We start from the raw sequence: 23456 nt of genomic DNA on the forward strand, positions 1-23456 counted from the left end.
GTCAGCCTTCGCGTGGTCTGCTGCGATCGAGCTTCATCTCGGCCGCCTGCCTTGTTGCGCCGGACACTGCCTTGTCCGTCCGCTCGTCGAAGGCGATGACCGTGCCGTCTTCGGTGCGGATGCAGGAAACCGCGGCTTCCGCATTGCCGGCCGGCAGGTAATTCGTGGCCGGAGCCGTGAGGGGAACGGCTCCGGCCGTTCCGGCCGCTTGCGCTGCCGGATCCGAGGCGCGAGCCTCGGGCATCGTCCCGGCCGGGGAGGAGGACAGCCGCGACGAAGGGGAAAGGGTTGGCACATGACTACCTCGGCCGCCGCCTTGGCGCTGAAGGGCGGATTCGAGGACCGAAAGCTGGCGGAGCGACTTGTGCATGACCACATAAGAGCATAACTCAAACCATAATGCAAGCGATTCTTGCATAGACGAAACCGAATCTTGTGCCTCAGATGGAGCCATGGTGAAAACTGCACTGTCGATCAAGGTCGGGGCGGCGATCCGCCGGGCGCGCAAGCAGCGCGGCCTGGTGATGCGCCACATTGCCGAGCACAACGACACCGATGTCGCTGCCGTCGGCAATTGGGAAACCGGGCGCAACCTGCCCAAGACCGAGAACCTTTTGAAGACCGCCGCGTTCCTGCGCGTCGACCCGGTGGCGCTCGGCAAGGGCGAGGTCGTCTTCCTCGAAGATGCCGGGCCGGTTGCCGATGCCGAGATCGTCACCGATTCCGGCCCCCTGCCCGCCGGGCCGATGGACATCCAGCTTCTCGGCACCGCCGTCGGCGGCGACGATGGCGACTTCACCTTCAACGGCCAGCCGGCCGGCTATGTCCAGCGGCCGCCGGGGATCCGGCATCTGCGCAACGTGTTTGCGCTGCACGTGCTGAGCGATTCGATGGTGCCGCGCTACGAGCCCGGCGAGATGATCTATTGCGGCGGCCGCGAAGCGTTGCCCGGCGACCATGTGGTGATCGAGACGCTGCCCGAGGAGAACGAGCAAAACGGCAAGGCTTTCATCAAGAAGCTGGTCAAGCGCACCGCCGCCGAGCTGATCGTCGAACAGTACAACCCGCCCAAGACGCTGTCCTTCAACCGCTACGCCATCAAGAACGTCTTCCGCGTCATCCCGCTCAAGGAATTGCTGGGGTATTGAGGGCTTGTTGCCTTCTCCCCTTGTGGGAGAAGGTGGATCGGCGCACAGCGCCGAGCCGGATGAGGGGTGCTGGAAGGAACGCGGCGGAGGAAATGTAGAAGCGATTTTTAAGCACTTACGCCATCAAGGTAGCGATCCGTCCAACACCCCTCATCCGACCGAGCTTCGCTCGGCCACCTTCTCCCACAAGGGGAGAAGGGAAGAGCAGCACGCCCGCCCCCTCAAGCCCGCCTCGACTGCAGCTCTCGACCGTTGAGCAGGCGCGCCTCGGCGCGGGTCCGTTGCCGGTCGTCGATGAAGGCGGCCTGGATCGAGACGGCGGCGCCCGGCAGGCCGTCGGCCCGGCAGGTCTTGCAGATCAGGCGCCCCGAAAGTGCGGCCAGCGGTGTCTCCGGCATCACCCCATGCCGCTTGAGCTCGGCCGGCTTCCACCACCTGTTGCGGCCGCAGTCGATGCATTCGACGGCAATCGAGACAACATCGGCGATCGTCGCTTCCTTGCCTGCCAATGCCATGGTCATCCCCATCGTTGTTCCTGCTTTGTTCGCAACATTATCGGTTTTTGGAGCGGAGTCGAGTCGGTTCCGCTTACATCAACGTGAAAGTTTCACTTGTTCAATTATTTGAGTTATGCTTTTATCTCGTGCAGGCTGGAATCGGCGCGAGCAACAGAACCGCGGCCGCTCCGTCCGCCGGCAAGCAAGGGAGTGACGATGGACCTCGCCCAGTTCGCCCAGGCCTGCGGTTATGCCGGCGACAGCCCGGCCATGCTTGCCGCTTTCGCGGCCATCCGCCAGGACGGCATCCGCACGGCGCGCCAGGGCCATCGCCAGCGCAAGGCGGCGATCGACCGGATGAAGCCGAGCCGCGCTTTGTTCCTGGCGGCGATCCGCCCGGCGCAGTCAGCCGAGGAGGCCGCCCGCTTCCTGTCGATGTTCCGCAACATGCCGCGCTGGCGGCAGGAAAGGCGCGCCGCCGACCTCGCCCGCGCCAGGCAGCAGCGCCTCTTCGCCCGCTTCTTCCGCCGCTACGGCCACCGCCTCTGGGCGCTCGAGGCCACCTGAAGGCGCGCGGGCCTCCCTTGCAAGTCAAAACGGATATTGCGATCGCCGACACCGCGCCGTATGTCTCCGCGCGATGAGCGAGATCGAATTCCGTCGCGCGCAGGCGCCCGACCTGCCGGCGATCGTTGCAATGCTTGCCGACGATGTGCTCGGCGCAGACCGGGAAGACCCGTCCACGCCGCTTGCGCCATCCTATCTCGATGCCTTTAGCGCAATCGATACCGATCCCAACCAGTTGCTGGCCGTCGCCGTCAACGCCGGGCAAGTGGTCGGAACGCTGCAGCTCAGCTTCCTTCCAGGCATTTCGAGAAAAGGCGCCTGGCGCGGCCAGATCGAGGGCGTTCGCGTCGCCTGGCAATGGCGCTCTCGCGGCGTCGGCAAGTTGATGATCGAATGGGCGATTGAAACATGCCGTTCGCGCAATTGCAGCTTCGTCCAGCTCACCACGGACAAAGGTCGATGGGAGGCGCACGCTTTTTACGAGCGCCTCGGCTTCACCGCCAGTCATCTCGGCTACAAGATGGCGCTGTAGATCAGCATTTCATCGCATTCAGCGCCGACCGCTCATCTTCGCTATCCACTCTGGATGGAGCATTGACAAGCCGGCCGTTCGCCCTGCTCCATCCGCCCATGATTTACGACCGAACCTGGCTTGAGAAAACCTTTCGCGCAAAGCCCCGGCAGAAGTTCCTGTTCTTCTGGGGCCATCAGCCGTCTAAGGACGGCCGCATAACCACGTCGTGCTTCAGCCAGTGGTGGCATGCGCCCTTTACCGTCGATGGCCTGAGCTATCCGACTGCCGAACACTGGATGATGGCCGAGAAGGCACGACTGTTCGGTGATGCTCCGACAGCAACACAAATCCTCAGGGCGGCGAGCCCCAAGCAGGCAAAGCAGCTTGGCCGCCAGGTGAGCGGCTTCGATGGCACCAAATGGGATGCAGACAAATATCGCATCGTGACTGAAGGGAGCTTTCAGAAGTTCCGTCAGAACGCGGCGCTGCGCGAATATCTGTTGTCGACGCATGACCGGGTGCTGGTCGAGGCGAGCCCTGTCGACCGGGTGTGGGGTATCGGCCTTGCGGCGGATGACGAGAGGGCAGTGAACCCGCTGCTGTGGCGCGGCGAGAACCTGTTGGGATTCGCGCTGATGCAGGCTCGCGATCGGCTGCGCGGCTGAACATTGCCGTGCGCTCGTCATCTGCGGCAGCCTCCGCGCTGCTTGACAATCCACCCACAATGTTCTCTTTATGTTCTCATCACAACTCGAGACAATGCGGCGTTCGAACCGCCGCGGGCGAACGGGCCGGATGGAAGCCAACATCCTCCACGCGGATCTGGATGCCTTCTATGCCTCGGTCGAACAGTTGCTCGACCCGGCCTTGCGCGGCAAGCCGATTGCCGTCGGCGGCGGGGTAGTGCTTGCCGCATCCTATGAAGCCAAGGCGTTCGGCGTGCGCGGCGGTATGCCGGGACGGCGCGCGCGGGAACTCTGCCCGCAACTCATCTTCGTCGGCGGCCATTTCAAGGACTATCAGCGGCTGGGCGATGCGGCAATCAAGGTGCTCGGCGATTTCACGCCGGTGGTCGAGCGGATTTCGATCGACGAGGCCTTTGCCGACGTCGCCGGCTGCACCCATTTGTTCGGCTCGCCGGCCGAGATCGCCGGCAAGATCCGCCGCCGCGTGCGGACCGAGCTTGGCCTGCCGATCTCGGTCGGCGTAGCCCGCACCAAGCATCTGGCCAAGATCGCCTCACAGGTCGCAAAACCGGACGGGCTGGTGGTGGTCGATCCGCGCCACGAGCTGGAGTTCCTGCACCACCTGCCGGTCGAGCTGATGTGGGGCGTCGGCCCGGTCACCAGGCAGCGGCTGGCCGGCATCGGCGTCAACACCATCGGCGAGCTGGCGAAGACCAATGGTGGGGCGCTTGAGCGCCTGCTCGGGCCGGCGGCGGGAGAGAAACTCAACGCGCTGGCGTGGAACCGCGATCCGCGCAAGCTCGAGACGCAGCGCCGGGCGCGCTCGGCGGGTGCGCAGTCGGCGCTTGGCCGAAAACCGGCCGAGGAGCAGGTCTTCGTGCCGGCTTTGCTGCATCTGGCCGACAGGGTCGCCACAAGATTGCGGGCGAAATCCCGGCCCGGCCGCACGGTGACGGTTCGCGTCCGCTTTGCCGATTTGCGCTCGGTGACGCGCTCGATCACGCTCGACCAGCCGATATCGGCAACCGCCATGCTGGCCGAGATCGCCGAGGCGCTGGTGCGCAAGGTGCTCATCGACCATCCGCACGAAAAGACAATCTCGCTGCTGGCGATCGCCGTATCGCATCTGGAGCAGCATGCCGGCCTGCAACTGGAACTGCCGCTCGGGCTCGACGACGACCGCCGCCGCCCCGGCACCAGCAAGGGCGCGGCGCGCTGGACCGCGGATCGCGCCGTCGACAAGATCCGCGACCGCTTCGGCTGGGAGGCGGTGGGCTACGCCTCGGTCGCGTTCGGACTGCGGCGATCGGTTCCCGACGCATTTCGGGAGCTGGCCGAAAAGGAATTGTGAGCCTCGATTACACTTTGGTTGCCAAGTCGGCGGAATGACGTTGAAGGCTGCGGACTTGTGAATTTATCTTCGGTCCAGTTGGTCGTGCACCGGTTTGGGCATCAGCCAGACAGGGTAGCACCCGCCCGCAAATCCTTCCGCACCTTCATTTCGAACGACAGGAGATCGGCATGGGACAGAACGCCGGATATTTCGCACTCATCGTTGCCGGACTGGTGACCAATGCAACGACGCTGGCCAAGCCGCTCAACCCGGACCGGGCGATTCCATCCTTGGGCGATATCAACTCGCCGCTGGCCAGCCCGCTATTCAAGCAGGTCAAAGCTGGGCCGCTGGAGATAAAGCTTGAGGAAACCACGCTTGCCGATGTCGAAAAAGCCTTCGGCGGAGCGATGCACGATGAAGGTGACGCCGGAGATTCACGCCACTGGCTTTGCTATGCCGGCCCCGACGCCGGCGGATCGCCGTCGATCTTCTGGTTCGTATCCGGCGAGATGGGCGGCTCCGACCACGGTGTCCTGTCCGTCGCCCTGCAGCCGAACCCGGAAGGCAAGGTGCCGGAAGGATGCGCCGGCGCGCCTGCCAGCCTGACAGCTATTGAACTCGATACGCCCGGCGTCGGAGCGCCGCTGAGCGACGTGGCCGCGAAATTTGGCGCCGCCAAGCCCGATCGTTACGGCCATTTCGGCTTCGCCGCCTCTTATCCTGCTTCGTCTCCCGACCAGAAGGACGCCACGGTCACGCAGACGCTCACCTACACAGCCGGGAACGGCAGGATAACCGGCGTGGCGGTGACGCAAGTCACCACCAATTAGGGTGTCCCCGCTCGGTCGGCGAATGGTTCACGTGTGAATGATCTGCCGCGCCCAAGCCAGGCGGCCTGGTTGCTGGCCACCTCGTTATGCAGATTGGTTCTGATGTGCCGCCCGGGCCCGCCTCCTCCTGCAAATTCCTGATCTTGAAATATTAGACCGCCATCATACACCTGCGTCGGCCGCACCGCCATCCTGTCGCGCCCACAGACGGCAGGCCAACGCAGTTTCTCGTCGAAATGGGTGAACATCCGCCCTGGAGTTGGCAAGGCCGATATCGGAACGGCAGAAATTGGGTCGGAACGGCCCTTCCGATCGCACCCGCGAAGGTCCCGAAATGACCCAGAAGCGGGCGTTCGGCAGCGATCCGAGCAGCAACCATTTTGGCAGGACAGGAAATCGGCATGGAATGCTGCAATCATCATCATGTCCCGTCCAAGTTGTGGACAGTTCCTTCTCAAAGGCGCACTCTTAGCGTGCGAAACGCGAGCTGGCGTTTCGTGCAATGCTTCACATGCTTGACTTGCGTCGGTGATTATCTGACCTACCCGGATACTTCCGGGTGGGCAGACCTCACATTGTGTCGCCTATCCGTGATCAGGCTACGGCCTAAGGCACGTTGCAGCCCGTTCCGGATCAACTGGGAGGTAAACAACATGCCTGATTTTCAGCGCAGAGAACTTCTTGTTCAAGGAAGCGCGGCTCTTGCCGCAATTGCTGCTCTCTATACCTCGCGCCGGGCTTACGCTTTTCCAACACGGCCGAACGAGGAAGTTATTCCATGGCTGGATCAGCCGACCGAAAATCCCGATCCGGCGGGTATCCAGAAGCAGCTTGTTTGGGAGGATTTGGATAGCTGGATAACGCCAAACGACAAGTTCTTCAGCATCTCGCATTTCAACCGACCAACGATCGACGAGAAGACATGGTCGATGGAGATCGGAGGCCTGGTTAAGAAGCCCCTGGAGTTAACGCTCGCCGACATCAGGGCGCGACCGCGGCAGGAGGTCGTTTTCACAGTGGAATGCTCGGGCAACCACGGGTTTCCCTTTTTCACCGGCGGCATCGGCAATGCTCGCTGGGCAGGGACGCCGCTCGCCCCGATCCTCGAGGAAGCCGGCGTTATGGAGAAGGGCATCGAGGTCGTCTTTTTCGGTACCGATACAGGCGAGGTCCCGATACGCGACGTCAAGATGCAGCAGAACTTCGCTCGTAGCATGTCGCTCGCCGACGCGATGAACCCCGACAATCTCCTCTGCTATGAAATGAACGGGGCCGCCTTGCCGGCGCCCAATGGCTTCCCGGTACGGCTCATTGCGCCAGGCTGGTACGGGATCGCCAACGTCAAGTGGCTAAAGCGCATCGAGGTTCGCGATACGCGGTTCATGAGCCTTCTGATGGCCCGTGACTATGTCACAATCCGGGAGGAGGACCACAACGGCGAGACCGTATGGGCCGAGACGTCAGTCGGGCGAGCGCTGATAAAGTCCGCGCCTGCGAAGGTCACCCGGAAAGATTCAGATTACCGCATCGTTGGGGCAGCCTGGGGGGCGCCGATCGACCGGGTCGAAGTGCAAATCGATCAAGGGCCTTGGACACCAGCGACCATTGACCACAGTGAGGAGGCCGAACACGCTTGGAAAATATGGTCCCTGGCTTGGGCAAATCCCTCTCCTGGAGAACACACCGTAACCTCGCGCGCGGTCAGCACCACGGGACAAATTCAACCGGCGATGGACGATCCCTTGATAGCCAAGAAACACACATACTGGGAGAGCAATGGCCAGGTGACGCGCCGCGTGCGTATCGGCTAGAGGATTTTGCCGCCAAATGGAGTCATTTGGCGTCCGCATAAATGCGGCAAAACAGATAGTTAGAGCGAGTTACCGGTTCCAAGAGAACCGGAACCGCTCTAAGAACCTGCTGCCATGTGGCAATTGCGTTTGGGTCACGCAGGAGGAGGCTGCCTGATCGCCATTTCGCACTATTTCCAGCGCTCTCCTCACCCCTCCACGGCCCTGATCTCCGCGTCGACCAGGCACCAGGGCGCATAGCGGAAATCGCGGATCTGGATGACCTGATCGTCCCTCCATTCGACCAGCATGAAGCCGCGCACGGCGCCGTAGGCCGCCTGCGGGTCGCGGATGAGGATCGCCGGCCGGCCGTCGACGAAGCCGAGCGACAATGTCCAGTCGCTGATACGGTCGTAATTGCCGAAATAGGTCGAAACCTCGGTCTTGCCGCGCAGGCGGACGCGGTTGACGACGTCGAGCCGCACGTCCTCGGCGATCAGTGCCCTGACCGCGTCGAAGTCGCGCGCGTTGAACAGGTCGACATAGCGCCGCAGCCGGCGCTCGTCATCGGCGTCGAGCCTCGGCGCAAGCGCCTGTTCGGGCTGCAGCGCCAGCAGCTTGAGCTGCGCCCGCCCGCGATGCAGCGCGGCCTTGGTGGCGGCGAGCGTCGCGCCGGTCACCTCGCAGGTCTCATGCAGGCTGAGGCCGAGCACGTCGACCAGGATCACAGCGCTGCGCTGCGGCACCGAAAGCTGCATGAAGGAGCGCAGGCCGGTCTGGGCGGCGAGCCGGCTGTCGGCGCTGCCGGAGGGATCCTCGATGACGCTCATGTCGGCCTCGGTCATGCGCGACCTTTCCCGATTGCGCCGCCGCAGATGATCCTGCGCGGCATTGTGGGCGATGCGAAACAGCCATTGCTCGGGACGTTCGACGATCGCACCCCCGTCGATCGCCTGCAGCGCCTTGATCAGCACCTCCTGGACGATGTCCTCGCCGTCGATCACCGAGCCGGCCATACGCGCGCAGTAGCGATGCAGCCTTGGCCGCAACCCGACGAGCATCGCCTCCAAAGTCGCCCTGTTCATTTTCGGCGTAGCGTCCCATTTCTGCGCGAGCGGCACGGCAGGCGCTACCCGGCTTTCTGATCCGCCAGCATACGGTAATTGCCGATGACTTTGACAGGCGATCGCAGTGCCGGGGTCGAACGGCGCTCGGCGTGGTTTTTCGTAAACGCCTTGAAGGCCGCAAGCCCGGTCAGCGCCGACGAATCGCCGTCCTGGCCGACGATGTGGACGAACGAGCCGTCGTCCAGCTCGAGCACGAGATAACGCACCGTCGGCGGTGCCGCCTCGCCAAGCGCTTCGAACACTTTTTCGACCAGCGCGCGGTTATCTTCCAGGTCGGCTTGGTTCACACCGTATCGAATGAGCGCGTAGTTCATCGTCGTCTCCTGACTGGTTGGTATGAACGAAGGACGACCGGCTGCGCTGAAAAGATTCTCCTTGCCGAAGAATCTTTTCGGTTGCCCGCATCGTCTTTCCCGCGTGGGCGGCTGCGCGGCAGCCATCAAGCAGGAGAGACGATCATGCATATCCAGTTTGCCGAGCTTCCGGTGTTCGAGCAGGACCGCGCCAAGGCGTTCTACACCAGGCATCTCGCCTGCCAGGTCATGGCTGACCAGAAGATGGGTGATGGCGGCTGGCGCTGGATCGAGCTGGCATTTCCGCATGCCGTGACGAACCTGCATTTTGTCAGGCGCGCCGACGACGCTCCCGGCGCGGAGCCGGTATTGGTGCTGGTCGACGAAAATGTCGGGGCAATGATCGCGGCCATGCAAGCGGGCGGCGTCGAGATCATCACCGAAGCGCATGAGGCGCCGTGGCAGCCGGGGCGCACGGTGGCGGAATTTCGCGACAGCGAAGGCAACCGCATGGTCCTCGCGAGCCGATAAGGCACCGGAGCCCTCTGTCCGGCGGGGCGTCGTACCTAAGTCCTACCACCGGCCGGACCATCGGCCGTACTTCCTTCGTATTATTATTTCGTGACCTCTGCGCGCCGGAACCTTCCCTTGCATCGGGCGTTCGGGCGCTGTATCGCGATGCCTCATATTTAGGCAGGCGGAGGAAATACGAATAAGGGCGGGTGGCAAAACAAACATGGGCCGGGGAGGAGCATCTTACCATGTCGAACCGTAAAATCGGAATGTCCCACAGTTTGGGGCTGCGCGTCGCTGACCTCAATTCCAGAATGCAAAGTGCCCAGATTACCGAGCATGAGATCAAGACGTTTCAAAAGGTTGCCGCCATTATGGGCGGCGCCAAAGGCTCACTGCGCCTCGATGCGGACGATCTGATCGCCGCGTCTTTCCTTGTCGATCCCTCGGAAGATCTCCCGCTCTCCAGTTGAAGGCGCTGAACGCAGGTCGAAATCCTATCGGGTTTGAACCTGCGATTGCCGCCGGCGGAGCATCCGCCAGCCCAAGCCGCATGCGAGGATGACGTTGGCCAGCGCTAGACCAGAAAGCGCGGCCAACGTCCCGTGCGGGCCGAAGCGCTCCAGCAGCAATGCTCCGGCCGAGGGTGCGGCCGCCTGGGCGATCAGGCTCGGCATGGCGAGGCGGCCCATCAGTCTCGCGTAGCCGTTCGAGCCGAACAGCGCGAGCGGCAACGTCCCCCGCGCGATGGATTCCAGGCCGATCCCTGCGCCGTAGAAGCCCAGCGCCAGCGGGATGATTGGCATGCCGGCCCAGAGCGTCGAAACGCCGATCGCCACAAACGTAACCGAGGCAAACTTGGTGAAAATCGGATGGTGGTAGCGCGCGATCATCATCTCGATCGCGCGCGCCGCCACCTGTGATGGACCAACCAGCACGCCGAGCCCGACGGCTGCGGCAAGCGCCATGCCGCTGCCTTGCAGGATTGTGAGCAGATGCACCGATAGTGTCGACGAGATCACCGCTGCGAGTGTCAGGGTCGCGGCCAGAACGATCACGATCGACGGATCGGCTTGGTTGTAAAAAATGGGTGCCGCCTCGTTCAATCCTGGTTTGACTGCCGGTTGCGGCGGCTCCCGGGGCAGGATCACCAGATAGAGCGGAAGCGCAATTGCCAGCTGAAAGGCGGCGTAGACCAGGCAGGTGCCGCGCCAGCCGACCTCCCCCAGCAGCAAGGCTGAGATCGGCCAGCAGATGGTGCTCGCAAGGCCGCCGAACAGCGTCAGCATGGTGATGGCGGAGCGCGCGCCGTGGCCATAGTGGCGGCCAAGCGTTGCGAAAGCGGCATCGTAGAGCCCCGCCCCCATGCCCAGGCCGATGACCAGCCAGGCAGCGATATAGGCCGCAAGGTTAGGGGCAAGAGCCAGCCCGATCTGGCCGAGCCCGATGCATCCGGCGCTGAACGCCAGAACGTTGCGGCCGCCATGCCGCTCGATCGACGACCCGACGCGCGGTGAGATCAATCCGGCCACAAGCAAGCCAAGAGACAGGCCGCCGACAACCCATGCCAGCGGCCAGCCGGTATCGGAGGAGACTGCCGGCGCGATGACCGCGGGAAGATAGTAGGAAGAACCCCACGCCATGATCTGCGTCAGGCCAAGCGCGGTGATGATCGCGCCGCGGCTGCGCAAGATGGTGGGCGAAGGCGCCAGAAGGCTCATGCCGCGACGCTGCAGCCACAGCCGCCTTTGCCGACCGCCTTCGCCTTGGCGTCGGCGACACAGCACGCATCCACCGCTGCCGGCGCCGGACCGCCGCAGCACCCCTTGTCGGCAATGCCGATCCTCGGCACGGTGCAGACGCCGGTCTCGGGCAGCACGAGCTGGACATTGTCGGCCGCAACCATGTCGCCGGCGATCGCCGCCGCGACCGAGCGGACCTGCTCGTACCCGGTCAGCAGCAGGAAGGTCGGTGCGCGGCCATAGCTCTTGATGCCGACCGTATAGAACCCTTCCTCTGGATGACTGAGCTCACGGTGGCCGTGCGGCGGCACGTCGCCGCAGGAATGCTCGTTGGGATCGATGAGCGGTCCCAATGCCTTGACGCTTTCCAGCCATGGATCGAGCTCGAGCCGAAGCTCACGGGTCAGCGACAGATCCGGGCGCTGTCCGGTCGCGGCGATGATGCGGTCGACCGGGCCAAGCGCCTGCAAACCGTCCCTGGTCTGGCCTTCGACGACCAGCCGGCCGTTGGCATCGCGGATCGAAACAGCCGCAAAGGCCGTCACCAGCCTGACGCCGCCGCTCTCGGCGAGTTCGCGTACTTCGGCGCCGAGTTCGCCGCGTGCCGGCAATTGGTCGGCATCACCGCCACCGTAGATGCGCACCAGGTCGGTGCCGCGCGTTGTCCAGATGAAAGCGGTGCCGGCCTCCACATTTGCCAGGCTGGCGAGATCCAGCACCGCATTGGCGGCCGAATGGCCGGAGCCGGCGACCAGCGTCGTCTTCCCCGCATAAAGGCTGCGGTCGCGGCCGAGAATATCGGGGATGCCGTAGGCGATGCGGTCGGCAAATTCGGCCTCGCCTTCTGCAGGAATTCCGCCGGCGCCGAGCGGGTTCGGCATCTGCCAGGTTCCCGAAGCATCGATGACGGCACGTGCGCTGTCGCGTCTTGTACCATCGGCAGTCTCGACCGCCAGCATGAACGGCCGGTTCTCGCGACCCTTGCTCAGCACCTTGTCGGCGCCCCAGCGCGAAATGCCAACGACGCGGGCGCCGGTTTCGATCGACGGCGACAATTGCGGAAGCTTTGCCAGCGGCTCGAGATAATCCGCGACGAGGTCGTCCGCGGTCGGGAATGCCTCGGGCTCAGGCATCCGCCAGCCATACGCCTCGAGCAGGTTTCTAGCCGCCAGATCGACGCAATAGCGCCAGGGCGTGAACACACGGACATGGCCCCAATCCCTGAGATTGGATGCAACCGCATTGCCGGCTTCGTAGACTTTGACAGGAATGCCCCGCGCGATCAGGTGGACCGCTGCTGCCAGACCGACCGGCCCGGCGCCGATCACCGCAACGGGGAGTTTTTCGATCATCTCCATGTCTTCCATCCTTCCGGTAATTTCGAATTATAATGGCAAAAAAATCATGCCGCCGTTTTGGCGGCCGCTTCCGCCGATGCCGGCGCACAGGTGGCGTCGGCGCAGCATTCGTCTGCGAGGTATCCGATGAGCCCGTTCATGGCGGGATAGTTGGCCCGGCAGATCAGCGTGGTCGCCTGCCGCTCCTGTGTCACCAGGCCGGTGTCGACCAGCCGCTTGAGGTGATGCGACAGCGTCGAGGCAGCGATGCCCAATCTGTCCTGGATACGCCCGACCGGCAGCCCCTCATCGCCCGCCCGCACCAGCGTCCGATAGAGCTGCAACCGCGTCGGGCTGCCGAGGGCTTCAAGTTGCGAGGCTGCTTTTTCGAGTTTCATGGAAACGTCTTAGCCCCGAGACCCCACGGCGTCAACGCTTATTTCGAACATTCTCGAATAACCTGGCAATCGCCGTCTCGTTTGCGCCAACCGCCCGCCTCAAATCGAGCGCTGGTCTACCCGCTTGGCAAGCTCCTCGGCGCTTTCGACGCGCTCGGAATAACGGTTGGTGAGATACGCCGACCGGTCGCGCAGAAGAAGCGTGAATTTCATCAGTTCCTCCATCACGTCGACGATGCGATTGTAGTAGGGCGAAGGCTTCATGCGCCCGGCCGCATCGAATTCGTTGAATGCCTTTGCCACCGACGATTGGTTCGGGATGGTGAACATGCGCATCCAGCGGCCCAGGATACGCAGTTGGTTGACGGCATTGAAGCTTTGTGAGCCGCCGGAAACCTGCATGACGGCAAGCGTCCGGCCCTGGGTGGGCCGCACCGAGCCCAACGACAACGGCAGCCAGTCAATCTGCGATTTCATGATACCGGTCATCGAACCATGACGTTCGGGCGAACACCAGACCTGGCCTTCGGACCAGAGCGAGAGCTCACGCAGCTCTTTCACCTTGGGGTGATTGGCGGGCGTCGAATCCGGCAGCGGTAAACCGGCAGGGTTGAAGATGCGGACTTCAGCGCCAAGCCAGGTCAAGATACGCGCAGCTTCCTCAGTGACCATGCGGGAATAGGAACGCTCTCGCAAGGAGCCGTAGAGCATCAAGATCCGAGGTTTGTGGGCCGAGGCGGTCACATCGAACAGCGCAGATGCATCGATCGCCGGGAGTTGCTCCATATCGATGTTTGGCAGGGAATCGGCGTGGTCGGCTATCGTCATGGTTTCAAAGCTTCTTTCTTATTTCGAGTTTTATCGAAATAAATAGGTGCGGTTCGCCGTGGCGTCAAAGCAAATTTCGAGAAATATCGAAATACTCTAGCCGACGCGCTTGCCGCTGGCGTCGATGACGACCTCGCCGTCCTCCTTGGTGAACGGGCCGATATCCGGATTGGGCAGGATATCGAGCACCGCTTCGGAGGGTCGGGCGAGCATGGTGCCGAGCGGCGTCACCACGATCGGCCGGTTGATCAGGATCGGATGCGCCAGCATGAAATCGAGGATCTCGTCGTCGCTCCACTTCGGGTCGCCCAGGCCAAGTTCGGCATAGGGCGTGCCCTTTTCGCGCAGCAATTGGCGCGGCGTCATGCCCATCGCTGCGATCAGCTCGACGAGCTTTTCGCGCGACGGCGGATTTTTCAGATATTCGACCACCTCAGGCTCCTCGCCGGACTGCCTGATCATGGCCAGCGTGTTGCGCGAGGTGCCGCAATCGGGGTTGTGATAGATGGTGATGGTCATTGCGCAGCTTTCATCTGTCCGGCTGGTTTCGGTTGGACGATCAGCCACCCTGCCAATGCCATGGCGAGCAACGCGCCCAAAAGTTCGGCGCCGATGAAGCCCGGCAGATCGGCGGGGCGGATCCCGGCAAAAGTGTTGGAGAACGCACGGGCGATGGCGACGGCCGGATTGGCGAAGGATGTCGATGCGGTGAACCAGTAGGCGGCGGTGACATAGAGCCCGACCAGCCAGGGGATCGAATCCGGACGGGAACGCAGGCCGGCGAGGATGGTGAAAACCAGCCCGAAGGCGGCGACCAGCTCCGCAATCCATTGCCCGCTTCCGGTCCGCACCGTCGCCGACACTTGCAGGATCGGCAGTTCGAACATCGCATGCGCGAGCAACGTTCCAGCGATGCCGCCGGCAATCTGGGCGGCGACGTAAGCCAGCGCTGCGTTCGTTTCGATCTCGCGTCGAAGCGCGAATACCAGAGTCACCGCCGGGTTGAAGTGCGCTCCGGATATCGGTCCGAATATGGTGATGAGCACGACCAGGATCGCCCCGGTCGGCAAGGTGTTGCCGAGCAAGGTGAGTGCGACCTCGTCGGTCAGCTTATCGGCCATGATACCGGAACCGACCACGGTGGCGACCAGAAGAGCCGTGCCGAGGGCTTCGGCAACAAGGCGGCGGGGAAGATTGCCGGAGCTCATCTGGCTAGCAGTTGCAGGTCACGGCCTGGATGACAGGCTGGCAAAGTTCCGGCGCGCCGTTGCAGCAATCCTCCATGAGGTAGGCCAGCAGATCGCGAAACTTGGTCATGTCGGCGAAGTAGCGCACGCTGCGGCCTTCCCGTTCGGTCCGCACCAGGCCGGCATGCGATAGTATCTTGAGATGGGCCGACATCGTATTCGGGAACGCGGCGAGCCGTGAGGCGATCTCGCCCGCAGCCACCCCCTCGGCGCCGGCCCGCACCAAAAGGCGAAAAACGTCCAGCCGGGTCTCCTGGCCGAGCGCGGCAAGCGCCGAAAGGGCGAGTGTCTTATCCACATTTCCAGGATTCCAGAAATGGGGAATAGAGTCAACGCATGGTGTCGGTGGCGCAATGCAATCGCTTGAGGTTTGAAGTCGCCCTCTGCTCCGAGCGTTGGCGCTGCCCCTCACCTGCCTGCCGGCATCCTCTCCCCGTATAGTGACGGGGAGAGGGGTGCTCTCGTCGCTGCTTTCGCCAATCGCCAGCATTGCAAGAAGGGCGCCGAGGCCGCGGTCAGCCCCTTCTCCCCGTCCCTATACGGGGAGAAGTGCCCGGCAGGGCGATGAGGGGCGGCGCCGACTTCGACAACTGGCCGTCCCCAACACAAATCTGAAGGCTATCGCCTGTCCGAAGCGATTGCCCTGTGCCGGCGGCGGCTCGCCTGGTCCAAATCAGCCAGGCGCCATGGCGGCGACCGCATCAGCGCGGCCAAGACCGGCAACCGCTTTTCTGACCCGCTGCAGATGCGCCTGGCGTCCGGCGGCCGAGACGCTGTCCATCCGGTAGAGCGCCAGGAATTTGGTCCGGCACAGCGGATGGCAGACGGAGCGGAAGCCGCGTAGCAGGGTCCGCCGGCCGGGCTGTCCCATGATCCACGACATCAGCGGCGTGGCGCCACATGTGGTCATTGCCATCACCCGGCGTATGTGCCGCAATTTGGGCTGCGGGCCGCGTCGTGCCGTCGGCATCTCGAAAGCGAAGCCCGGCACCAGCACACGCTCCAGCCAGCCTTTCAGCATCGCCGGCAGGCCATACCACCAGGTCGGATAGATGAAGACGACCGCCTCCGCCCAGAGCAGCTCCTGCGCATGTTCGTGCACCGGTTGCAGGTTCGCCGCCTTGTCGTGGTAACCGCGCCATTCCTGCGTGCGCATGACCGGATCGAAGCCGGTCGCATAGAGGTCGAGCAGGTGGACCTGATGGCCGCTTTCGGCAAGCGTCTCCAGCACCGTGTCGCGCACCGCGCCGTTGAAGCTGTCGGCGCAGGGATGGCAATAGACGACGAGGACCTTCATCTTGCGCTCGGACCTGTCGGTCGCGAGAGGATCGCGGGGGTGCATGCAAGCGTCGCATGCAAACAAGCCACCCGCAGACGTAGTCGATCAGCTGTTTTCATGCGAAGCCCCGCAGCCCCCATATCAAGACGCAACACCTCCGGTCGCGTCAAGGCCCGTTCGTGCGCAGACGTGAGCTTGCTGGGGCCAAAACCCCCAACAGTGGATTCGGTTTTCGATCAGCATTGTTCCAGAAAGCCTGCGCCCTAGCTTCGCGGCGTGTCCAAAGCGTCAGGAGAGAAAACATGCACGCAGGAAAACTGAGCGGCAAGATCGCCTTGGTGACGGGCGCCTCCTCCGGCATCGGCGAGGCCACCGCCTTGGCGCTGGCGGCCGAGGGCGCCACGGTTGCGATTGCCGCGCGGCGCACTGAGCGCCTGGACGACCTGGCGAGGCGGATCCGTGAGACCGGCAGCGCGGCACTGCCGATTGCCGTCGACGTCACCGACGAAACGCAAGCCACGGCGATGGTCGAGCGGGTCCAGCAGGAGTACGGCCGGCTCGACATGCTGCTTGCGGTTGCCGGCGTCGGCGTCGCCGCGCCGTTCCGCAACACGACGCCGGAAGAATACCGCCGGATGGTCGACGTCAACATCCTGGGCCTGCTTTATCCGATCCATGCGGCACTGCCGTCGATGCAGCGGCAAGGCGCCGGCCACATCGTCGTGGTCTCGTCCGGCACCGGCCGTTACATCCACCCTTCGGTGGTCTATTCCGGCACCAAGCACGCGGTGAGCGCGATGGCGGAATCGCTGCGCCGCGAGATCGGCAAGGACGGCATCCGCGTCACCTGCATCGAGCCTGGCGCCGTCAAGACCGAGTTCACCCAGAATATGCGCGCCGATGTGCGCCAGGCGGTCGAGCAAAGGCTGGGCGACATGGAGCAGCTGGAAAGCGAGGACATCGCCGCCGCCATCCTGTATGCGGTGAGCCAGCCGCCACGGGTCAACGTCAACATCCTGACGCTCTATCCGACCGAGCAGGCGTGAGGGCCGCAAAGGTGGTACCCTGCGCCGCCCCCGCAGCCCTGCAGCATCATCCGCCGATCATCAGCGTGAACACAAGCTGCCGCAACTTGCCGCCCGGGCCGAATTCGACCCGGTCGAAATCGCGGCTCGCCTGCCGTTGTGCCTGCGAGATTCCGGCGAGCCGTCTCGTCACTTCGATCCTGATCTTGCTGCAGCCACGGTCATCGGCGACGGTCAGGCCAATGGTGGCCGCCTCGATCTTGTGCACCATGTCGACGATGCTGGCGCCGTGCACCTTCTCGTGGGCGGCGAGGCCAGCTGCGAAAACCTCCCAGTTCTTCTGGATTGCGCCCGGCAGCCGCGCGGCCGGCTTCGGCAAGGTGTAGGTGATGATCAGCTTCGGCTGCGCCGACACCAGCACGCAGGCGTCGCCTTGCGGCTGGTAGTCCCTCACCCAGGTCAGCTTGAAATTGGTATGCGCGATGACGCGGCGTTCGCCGAGCAGCGGCCCGCGCCCGCCGATCGAGGCGTAGAGCTCCGGCCCGGATTGCCCTGAGATGGCATAGGTCTCGACCTTCTCGACCGCCTGCCAGCCGGCATGCGCCGGCGATGTCGGCAGGAAGGCGAGCAGCAGGCAAAGGCGAATGGCTGTTTTCATGCAAGTCCTCGCAGCCGCTGCGCACGACTCAAACGATATGCAGTTCCCTTCCGTGGACATAGCCGGCGGCCGGCTATAGTGGGATGCTCGTATACAAGAATCCACAGGCAACATCATGTCGCCGCGACCGAACATTGCCCGGCAACGCCCTGCCCCCCGGGCCCAGCCTCCCGGCGTCAGCCTCTGTCGCGCGCTGTCGAAGCTTGGCCTGTGCTCGCGCAAGCAGGCCGAGCTTCTGGTTGCCGAGGGGCGCGTGCGGGTCGCCGGCAAGATCGTGCGCAACGGCTCGATGCGCGTCGATCCAGGCCGCGATCGCATCGAGGTCGACGGCCGCCGCGTCGCCGCCGAGCGCAAGGTCTATCTGATGCTCAACAAGCCGCGCGGGCTGGTCACCACTCGCGACGACCCGCAGGACCGCGGCACCGTCTATGATTGCCTGGCAGGCCTCGACCTGCCTTTCGTCTCGCCGGTCGGCCGCCTCGACAAGGCCAGCGAAGGCCTGCTGTTGATGAGCAACGACACGCGCTTCGCGCAGCGCCTGCTCGATCCCGCCTCGCATGTCGCCAAGACCTATCACGTGCAGATCGGCGCGCTGCCCGACGAGGCCATGCTGGCGCGGTTGCGCGCCGGCGCGACAGTCGACGGCGAATTGCTGACGGCCCGGTCCATCGAGCTGCTGCGCGGCGGCACCAGCACCGCCTGGCTGGAGATCGTGCTCGACGAGGGCCGCAACCGTCATATCCGCCGGCTGCTCGCCGCCCACGATATCGAGGTGCTGCGCCTGGTACGGATCGCGATCGGCCAATTGCAGCTCGGCGAGCTTGCCAAAGGCAAGGCACGCCATCTGAGCGCGGAAGAGCTGGCGATGCTTCAGGCCTAGCCGGCTGGCGGCGACTCGATAGTCAGGCAGCTGCCAGTCGAAGCCCACGTGACGCAGCAAGCAGCGCGGGCGGGACAAGGGTCGCTTTGGCGGATATTCCTGACCGACCGCTCACACGGGTTCGACCGATACCAATGTCTGTCGGTATTACATTCCGTCAGCACACCACAGATCGCAGCCGGCGGCGTTGATTTCCTGCATAAAAATCTTGAGCGATTCTTGGGCAGGCATGGGAAGCTGGCCAACCAACGGGACAAACAAATCGATCAGGGCCTGGCGATGGTCTGGAGAGATGCTCTGCGCGAGATAGGGACCATCTGCTCTCAGCGATTCAACAAGAACTATCTTGTTTCCCTCCTTCAGAGCCGGGTCAGCCAGAAAAATCGAGGCGCCACGAAACATTTTCTCTATGCCTCCTCGAGCTTTGGCTCCGTTGGGGCGCAACATTTCGGCAGCGTTAGGTTGGTGCGCTAGGAAATCATTGAAAGCTATCTGCGAAGCGGCAGCAGCCCGAATCAAAAGCGCGAATGTCTGCGTAGCTTCATCCTGCAGAGGCAATGAGCTATTTTGGCTATAGAGCGCGAGTAGCGACCGACTTCTGTCCATTACGAAAGACAGTGCTACCAGGTCGCCCTCATCGTATGGCGGCGAACCTATCAAAGCCCCGCCGTCCCAAATCTTGTGCAGTAGATCCCGGTCCGTTGGATCTTCAAGATTTGGCAATTTGCCTTCAATCCGGCGCTGCTGCAAAAGTTCATCCAACTTGGCGAACAAATCCTTCGCATAAGCCGAGCCTGTTGGTGGAACATGGGCGTGAGCCCATGTCGAAAATAGGATGGCAAAAATCGACCACACCAAACGTTTCACGGCCGTTCCTTTACTTGACTACCTTCAGAGGGCGACGGCGTTGTGCAATCAAGGCCAAGCGATAATCGATATTGTCAATCGGAGCACCATGTTCCTTTGCTTCGAGTAGAAATTTGCGAGCCTCCTCGAACCTCAGCAAGCGCTTCTCATACAGGACCGCCAAAGCGAGCCTATGGGACCACTCGGTCGGTTCCATTTCGATCGCGTGCAACAACGCCTTTTCTGACTCGTCGTACCGGTCCGTCAATTCGCGAAGAAAAATACCGTATTGATTATAGGTCCAAGCTGAAACGCCCGAGAGTCCGAACACCTTGTCGAACGCCTTTTGAGCCTCTGTGGGCGTGTCTGTTTCGAACGCCATCAGAGCTGCCAGATTTTCCCACACCTTGACATAATCCGGCTTGAGTTCAATCGCGCGTCGATACGCCGCCTTGGCGTCGGCGAAACGGGCCAGATGATGATGATAGACAAAGCCGAGATTGAACCACGACCATGCGTGCTCCGGATCGATTTCAACGCACCGCAGTGCAAGCTTTTCAGCTTCATGGTAGCGGGCCAACCGGCGACGTAGCAGTCCCGACAACTTCCCTGTCGCCCAGCGATAGCGCGGATCAATTTCTATTGCCTGGCGATAGGCCTCTTCAGCCGATAAATAGTTGCCGATTGCATCGAGCATCTGACCGAACGATGCCCAGGCGACGCAGGCATCTTCTGTGGTTGCATCGAGGCGGCATTGCTTGAATGACTGATAGGTGGATTCCGCGATCTCCCGCGCCGAGTTCCCAAGGCGGTGTGTGTCGGCAACGCAATCCCAGATGATCGCGTTGCGCGGGTGCGCGGCTATTCCCCGTTGCAAGGCGGCCAAAGCCAGCTGCGGCGTTTCCATTTTGTCGCGCAGGAACGTTTCCATTTTGTCGCGCAGGAACAAGGCAAGCAGGATATAGTCCCGCCCGGTGTGCACCTCGCCCTCTGCGCGCGTAACGTTCTCGGCACATAAGTCAGGGAGATTGAGCTTCTTGAACTGCTGAGCGAAGAAAAGGCTCGTCTGCGCGCTACGGTGCGTATCGATTTTCCACCGCTCGTAGAAGGCATGGACGCTCGCTTCGCTCAAAGCCATAGTCGGCCCTTCGGCAACTCCGCAAAACCAGACAAAATTGTCGACAAATCGCCAAAGCTGTTCCCTGTCGGATACAGCATCAATTGCCCGCAAGAGAACCGACACCGCGGTGTCCAGGCTGCTTTCCTCGGCCTCCAGTTCGACAAGCCCTGTCCAGGGATCGAGGTTAGCGGGATCACGCTCTATCTTCGCCACCAACGTCTCGCGCGATTCAAATTGAAATGTAAGGGGTTCATCAGTTGTCATTGTCGGAAGAAGCCTTGGCTTTGCCGCACTGGGCCAGCACCTTGCCGATGGCGGCGGATGAGCCGGCAAGCGGAAAGCTGTTCTCGCCATATTTGCCCGAGGCGACCGTGACCTCGCCCTTGGAGCGCAACAGGGCCAACAGCGGGTCGGTGCTGCTCAATTCCACGGTGAAGGTGTTGTACATTTCTTCGAGTTGAAGCGTCTTGGTCACCGCCTTGCCGCCGGCCTTGAACGCGAACGAAGCGATGCCGGGTTCCAGTTGCGGACCGCTGTCGCCCAAATCATAGCTCAGCGTCGGCTTGCCGAAACAGGCCAGCGTCAGCTGGGCGCCGCCATTCGATCCGCCGCAGACCGACGCCATCAGCACTTTGCCGCCCTCCTCTTCCTCCAGTTTCGCCGTCCAGCCGCACGGCGCGGCAAACGCCGGCTGCGCCGCTTGCAGGACGACCTGAGCGGCGACGCAACTCGCCACGACGAATTTCGCCAATCCGCTTCGCATGATCTTCCCCTCCCAAGTCATCGAACCATCGTCGGCCACGTGGCATCAAGGACTATACAAAACAAATTGTCCCGTGGCATTACCGGCGACAGGGCGCTGTAGCAATTCAGGCGATTGATTTTCGATCGAGTGGAAGCGGCACCAGCACCGCCTGGCTGGAGATCGTGCTCGACGAGGGCCGCAACCGCCACATCCGCCGGCTGCTTGGCGCCTACGATATCGAGGTGCTGCGCCTGGTGCGGGTGGCGATCGGCCAATTGCAGCTCGGCGAGCTTGCCAAAGGCAAGGCACGCCATCTGAGCGCGGAAGAGCTGGCGCTACTTCAGGCCTGAAGTGCTGGCTTCAGGGGCCTTCGCACCGAACGGGTGATTGACATTAACATTCCTGTTTCATATTTTCCTTTTATGAAACCGAAATGCGACAGCGCAATTGAAGGGCTGGTCCGACGCGAAGTGGCTCGGCAGCCGGAGAGAAAAGCATGAGCACGGCGTTGCGGGCGGTCCCCAGGTTCCTGGACGAATTGGGTACGTTTGGCGGCCTCAAGGGAACCGATATTGCAAACATCACCGACGTGTCCAAGGCCACGGTTTCGAGGTGGAAGGCCGGCGACATCAAGCCCCAGCCGCGCAGCGAGCTCATTCTGTCGGACCTGCACTATATCGTCGGCCGACTGCAGGAATTCTACGAGCCAAGCGATATCCGCACCTGGCTTTACGCTCGCCACCCGCAATTGAACGGTGAAAGGGCGATAGATCTCATTCACGACGACCGCGCCCTCGACGTGCTCAAAGTCATCGACCGGCTTGAGAACGAGGTCTTTCTGTAATTGGCGATCGCCGGGCGGATGAGACGAGACAGTCGGCTCATCGATGCTATCGAGGAAATGGTTCCGGTCGAATACTCCCGGACGGTTTGGCGTGTGGTGCGCCAGGGCCGCAGCCCGATCCAGTGCTCGAGCTCCGGCGGCCGTTGGGACGATGGAACGTTCGACGTGCTCTACACCTCGCAAGAGCGCGAAGGTGCCTTGAGCGAGATGAGATTCCACCTGACGCGGGGGCAGCCAGTGATCCCTTCGCGCGTCAGATACAATCTCTTCGAGATCGATCTTGCTTTGGACCGGACGCTCAGACTGCTCGACCTGGCAGCCTTGCAGACCCTTGGCCTCGACACCGCGCGCTACGGGCAGCTTTCGTATCAGGAAAAGCACGCCGAATATCCGAGGTCGCAAGACATCGGCGAGGTCGCGCATTTCCTCGATTATGACGGTCTGATCGTGCCCAGCGCGCGATATGACTGCCTGAACATCGTCGCGTTTTGTGATCGGCTGCCGGCCGGAGCGATAACGACAAGAACCGATCACGGGGAAATCGACTGGACTTAGCGGCGGCCCCGCTGCCGTCCATCCCCCGCACGGGTGACGCGGCCAGCGGAAGTGGCGCGCTAACATTGCCTCCAAGTGTAGAGGGTCTAACGCGCAAGGGAGGATCCATGCGTATGCTCCGACTGATACCGACGCTGCTGGCGCTGCTGGCCGTCATGCCATTGAACGCTGAAGCGACCACGAAGAAGTACCCCAAGGGCCACGGCACGAATTGCGCCGAGAAGGACCAGGCGTGCCAGAAGAAATGCCAGGCTGTGCCGATCGACTACAATAGCGTCCGATCCATCAAGGGACGCAACGAATGTCTGAATAATTGCACCATCGGCTACGATCAGTGTCTCGGGGCACCCGCCCGAATCCAGGAACAGACAATCCAGGAGGATGCCGCGCAATAGAAGCCCGCTAGAGATGGCTCCAATGCGCAAGAGACATAGGTATGATCGAATGACGACGACAGCCCGCCGGTCGCCTTCATGTGCGGCCGCCGACTTCGTCGAAATGGCGCAGCATGTCGTCGGGATCTTCATAGACGCGAAACGCGCCCGATTGGCGGAGCTTCTCGGTGCCGTAGCCGCCGCTGAGCAGGCCGACGCCCAGCAGGACCGTGCGATGCGTCACCCGCCGCGAAGCATCATGGATTTCGGCAAAATC

At 62.6% G+C, this 23456-nt stretch carries 30 protein-coding genes and 2 pseudogenes; 15 read left to right on the forward strand and 17 right to left on the reverse strand.

The window, feature by feature from the left end:
• Position 1: 1 nt before the first annotated feature.
• Positions 2-244, reverse strand: coding sequence for a hypothetical protein (locus NKI67_RS12775; RefSeq protein ID WP_245274649.1), 243 nt, complete (start codon positions 242-244; stop codon positions 2-4).
• Positions 245-452: 208 nt separating this feature from the next.
• Here NKI67_RS12775 and NKI67_RS12780 point away from each other — a divergent pair, with 208 nt between their 5' ends.
• Positions 453-1148 (forward strand): XRE family transcriptional regulator, encoded by a 696-nt coding sequence (locus tag NKI67_RS12780; protein ID WP_023675652.1) that lies wholly within the window; start codon positions 453-455, stop codon positions 1146-1148.
• Positions 1149-1369: 221 nt separating this feature from the next.
• On the opposite strand, the gene NKI67_RS12785 is transcribed toward NKI67_RS12780, so the two are convergent.
• Entirely contained in the window at positions 1370-1675 is a 306-nt protein-coding gene (locus NKI67_RS12785) for a hypothetical protein (protein WP_352645456.1), read from the reverse strand.
• A 186-nt stretch (positions 1676-1861) separates the two neighbouring features.
• Here NKI67_RS12785 and NKI67_RS12790 point away from each other — a divergent pair, with 186 nt between their 5' ends.
• The 6 genes from NKI67_RS12790 (at position 1862) to NKI67_RS12815 (ending at position 7389) form a co-directional block, all read left to right on the forward strand.
• The gene (locus NKI67_RS12790; protein WP_352645458.1) at positions 1862-2212 is read left to right on the forward strand and encodes a hypothetical protein; all 351 of its coding nucleotides are present in this window, start codon (positions 1862-1864) and stop codon (positions 2210-2212) included.
• 73 nt (positions 2213-2285) lie between these two features.
• A complete protein-coding gene (locus NKI67_RS12795; protein ID WP_352638084.1) occupies positions 2286-2744 on the forward strand; it encodes a GNAT family N-acetyltransferase in 459 nt (152 codons plus the stop codon).
• Positions 2672-3391: a riboflavin biosynthesis intermediates N-glycosidase gene (gene ybiA / locus NKI67_RS12800; RefSeq protein ID WP_352638083.1), complete on the forward strand. Its 720-nt coding sequence runs from the start codon at positions 2672-2674 to the stop codon at positions 3389-3391. Before NKI67_RS12795 ends, ybiA begins: the two co-directional genes overlap by 73 nt.
• 130 nt (positions 3392-3521) lie before the next feature.
• Positions 3522-4763 (forward strand): DNA polymerase IV, encoded by a 1242-nt coding sequence (gene dinB / locus NKI67_RS12805; RefSeq protein ID WP_352645460.1) that lies wholly within the window; start codon positions 3522-3524, stop codon positions 4761-4763.
• A 170-nt stretch (positions 4764-4933) separates the two neighbouring features.
• The gene (locus NKI67_RS12810) at positions 4934-5578 is read left to right on the forward strand and encodes a hypothetical protein (protein ID WP_352453494.1); all 645 of its coding nucleotides are present in this window, start codon (positions 4934-4936) and stop codon (positions 5576-5578) included.
• 653 nt (positions 5579-6231) lie between these two features.
• Complete coding sequence (locus tag NKI67_RS12815) at positions 6232-7389, forward strand: sulfite oxidase (RefSeq protein WP_352457327.1); 1158 nt, start codon at positions 6232-6234, stop codon at positions 7387-7389.
• A 188-nt stretch (positions 7390-7577) separates the two neighbouring features.
• On the opposite strand, the gene NKI67_RS12820 is transcribed toward NKI67_RS12815, so the two are convergent.
• Together NKI67_RS12820 and NKI67_RS12825 are read right to left on the reverse strand one after the other, a co-directional pair.
• Positions 7578-8453 carry a sigma-70 family RNA polymerase sigma factor gene (locus NKI67_RS12820; protein ID WP_352645462.1) on the reverse strand — a complete coding sequence of 292 codons (876 nt, stop codon included), beginning with the start codon at positions 8451-8453 and terminating at the stop codon, positions 7578-7580.
• A 44-nt stretch (positions 8454-8497) separates the two neighbouring features.
• Positions 8498-8809 (reverse strand): hypothetical protein, encoded by a 312-nt coding sequence (locus NKI67_RS12825; protein ID WP_352645464.1) that lies wholly within the window; start codon positions 8807-8809, stop codon positions 8498-8500.
• A 144-nt stretch (positions 8810-8953) separates the two neighbouring features.
• Between NKI67_RS12825 and NKI67_RS12830 the strand changes: the two genes are divergently transcribed.
• Together NKI67_RS12830 and NKI67_RS12835 are read left to right on the forward strand one after the other, a co-directional pair.
• Positions 8954-9319 (forward strand): VOC family protein, encoded by a 366-nt coding sequence (locus NKI67_RS12830; protein WP_352645466.1) that lies wholly within the window; start codon positions 8954-8956, stop codon positions 9317-9319.
• A 230-nt stretch (positions 9320-9549) separates the two neighbouring features.
• Complete coding sequence (locus NKI67_RS12835; RefSeq protein WP_352645468.1) at positions 9550-9774, forward strand: hypothetical protein; 225 nt, start codon at positions 9550-9552, stop codon at positions 9772-9774.
• Positions 9775-9798: 24 nt separating this feature from the next.
• Here NKI67_RS12835 and NKI67_RS12840 read toward each other — a convergent pair whose 3' ends face one another.
• From NKI67_RS12840 to NKI67_RS12875, 8 genes are all read right to left on the reverse strand, one after another.
• Complete coding sequence (locus tag NKI67_RS12840) at positions 9799-11022, reverse strand: MFS transporter (protein ID WP_352645470.1); 1224 nt, start codon at positions 11020-11022, stop codon at positions 9799-9801.
• A complete protein-coding gene (locus tag NKI67_RS12845; protein WP_502909339.1) occupies positions 11019-12395 on the reverse strand; it encodes an NAD(P)-binding protein in 1377 nt (458 codons plus the stop codon). Before NKI67_RS12845 ends, NKI67_RS12840 begins: the two co-directional genes overlap by 4 nt.
• Before the next feature lie 50 nt (positions 12396-12445).
• Positions 12446-12778, reverse strand: a complete 333-nt coding sequence (locus tag NKI67_RS12850) for an ArsR/SmtB family transcription factor (protein ID WP_352490030.1) — start codon at positions 12776-12778, stop codon at positions 12446-12448.
• A 99-nt stretch (positions 12779-12877) separates the two neighbouring features.
• Positions 12878-13606 carry an arsenical resistance protein ArsH gene (arsH, locus tag NKI67_RS12855; RefSeq protein ID WP_352617121.1) on the reverse strand — a complete coding sequence of 243 codons (729 nt, stop codon included), beginning with the start codon at positions 13604-13606 and terminating at the stop codon, positions 12878-12880.
• Between the two features lie 96 nt (positions 13607-13702).
• Positions 13703-14125 carry an arsenate reductase (glutaredoxin) gene (gene arsC, locus NKI67_RS12860; protein ID WP_352587067.1) on the reverse strand — a complete coding sequence of 141 codons (423 nt, stop codon included), beginning with the start codon at positions 14123-14125 and terminating at the stop codon, positions 13703-13705.
• A complete protein-coding gene (locus NKI67_RS12865; protein ID WP_352617124.1) occupies positions 14122-14814 on the reverse strand; it encodes an aquaporin in 693 nt (230 codons plus the stop codon). The genes arsC and NKI67_RS12865 overlap by 4 nt, the downstream gene beginning before the upstream one ends.
• Positions 14815-14818: 4 nt before the next feature.
• The gene (locus NKI67_RS12870; RefSeq protein ID WP_352645473.1) at positions 14819-15151 is read right to left on the reverse strand and encodes an ArsR/SmtB family transcription factor; all 333 of its coding nucleotides are present in this window, start codon (positions 15149-15151) and stop codon (positions 14819-14821) included.
• 375 nt (positions 15152-15526) lie between these two features.
• Complete coding sequence (locus tag NKI67_RS12875) at positions 15527-16150, reverse strand: NAD(P)H-dependent oxidoreductase (RefSeq protein ID WP_352645475.1); 624 nt, start codon at positions 16148-16150, stop codon at positions 15527-15529.
• A 284-nt stretch (positions 16151-16434) separates the two neighbouring features.
• On the opposite strand from NKI67_RS12875, the gene NKI67_RS12880 reads away from it, so the two are divergent.
• A complete protein-coding gene (locus NKI67_RS12880; RefSeq protein ID WP_352645477.1) occupies positions 16435-17178 on the forward strand; it encodes an SDR family oxidoreductase in 744 nt (247 codons plus the stop codon).
• Between the two features lie 46 nt (positions 17179-17224).
• Here the strand turns inward: NKI67_RS12880 and NKI67_RS12885 are convergent, their stop codons facing one another.
• Positions 17225-17815: a DUF922 domain-containing Zn-dependent protease gene (locus NKI67_RS12885; protein WP_352569159.1), complete on the reverse strand. Its 591-nt coding sequence runs from the start codon at positions 17813-17815 to the stop codon at positions 17225-17227.
• A 115-nt stretch (positions 17816-17930) separates the two neighbouring features.
• Between NKI67_RS12885 and NKI67_RS12890 the strand changes: the two genes are divergently transcribed.
• Complete coding sequence (locus NKI67_RS12890) at positions 17931-18695, forward strand: pseudouridine synthase (protein WP_352645479.1); 765 nt, start codon at positions 17931-17933, stop codon at positions 18693-18695.
• A gap of 147 nt (positions 18696-18842) precedes the next feature.
• Here the strand turns inward: NKI67_RS12890 and NKI67_RS12895 are convergent, their stop codons facing one another.
• Genes NKI67_RS12895 through NKI67_RS12905 form a run of 3 tightly spaced genes read right to left on the reverse strand, consistent with a single transcriptional unit; the run spans position 18843 to position 21424 of the window.
• Positions 18843-19562 carry a hypothetical protein gene (locus tag NKI67_RS12895; protein WP_156937484.1) on the reverse strand — a complete coding sequence of 240 codons (720 nt, stop codon included), beginning with the start codon at positions 19560-19562 and terminating at the stop codon, positions 18843-18845.
• A gap of 10 nt (positions 19563-19572) precedes the next feature.
• Positions 19573-20925, reverse strand: a complete 1353-nt coding sequence (locus NKI67_RS12900; protein WP_352645482.1) for a tetratricopeptide repeat protein — start codon at positions 20923-20925, stop codon at positions 19573-19575.
• Positions 20915-21424 carry a hypothetical protein gene (locus tag NKI67_RS12905; protein ID WP_352645483.1) on the reverse strand — a complete coding sequence of 170 codons (510 nt, stop codon included), beginning with the start codon at positions 21422-21424 and terminating at the stop codon, positions 20915-20917. The genes NKI67_RS12900 and NKI67_RS12905 overlap by 11 nt, the downstream gene beginning before the upstream one ends.
• Before the next feature lie 134 nt (positions 21425-21558).
• Here NKI67_RS12905 and NKI67_RS12910 point away from each other — a divergent pair.
• The 4 genes and pseudogenes from NKI67_RS12910 to NKI67_RS12925 form a co-directional block, all read left to right on the forward strand.
• A pseudogene (locus NKI67_RS12910) lies at positions 21559-21756 on the forward strand (pseudouridine synthase); the annotation flags it as partial.
• 146 nt (positions 21757-21902) lie between these two features.
• Positions 21903-22250 (forward strand): antitoxin Xre/MbcA/ParS toxin-binding domain-containing protein, encoded by a 348-nt coding sequence (locus tag NKI67_RS12915; RefSeq protein WP_023680350.1) that lies wholly within the window; start codon positions 21903-21905, stop codon positions 22248-22250.
• Between the two features lie 18 nt (positions 22251-22268).
• Entirely contained in the window at positions 22269-22805 is a 537-nt protein-coding gene (locus tag NKI67_RS12920; protein WP_352645485.1) for an RES family NAD+ phosphorylase, read from the forward strand.
• Between the two features lie 107 nt (positions 22806-22912).
• Positions 22913-23200: a hypothetical protein gene (locus tag NKI67_RS12925; RefSeq protein WP_352457344.1), complete on the forward strand. Its 288-nt coding sequence runs from the start codon at positions 22913-22915 to the stop codon at positions 23198-23200.
• Between the two features lie 76 nt (positions 23201-23276).
• Here the strand turns inward: NKI67_RS12925 and NKI67_RS12930 are convergent.
• Positions 23277-23402, reverse strand: a pseudogene (locus tag NKI67_RS12930) (HAD family hydrolase); the annotation flags it as partial.
• Positions 23403-23456 lie beyond the last annotated feature (54 nt).

Origin of the sequence: Mesorhizobium sp. M0408 (assembly GCF_040321495.1) — a bacterium.
In the GTDB taxonomy this organism is placed as follows: Bacteria; Pseudomonadota; Alphaproteobacteria; order Rhizobiales; family Rhizobiaceae; genus Mesorhizobium.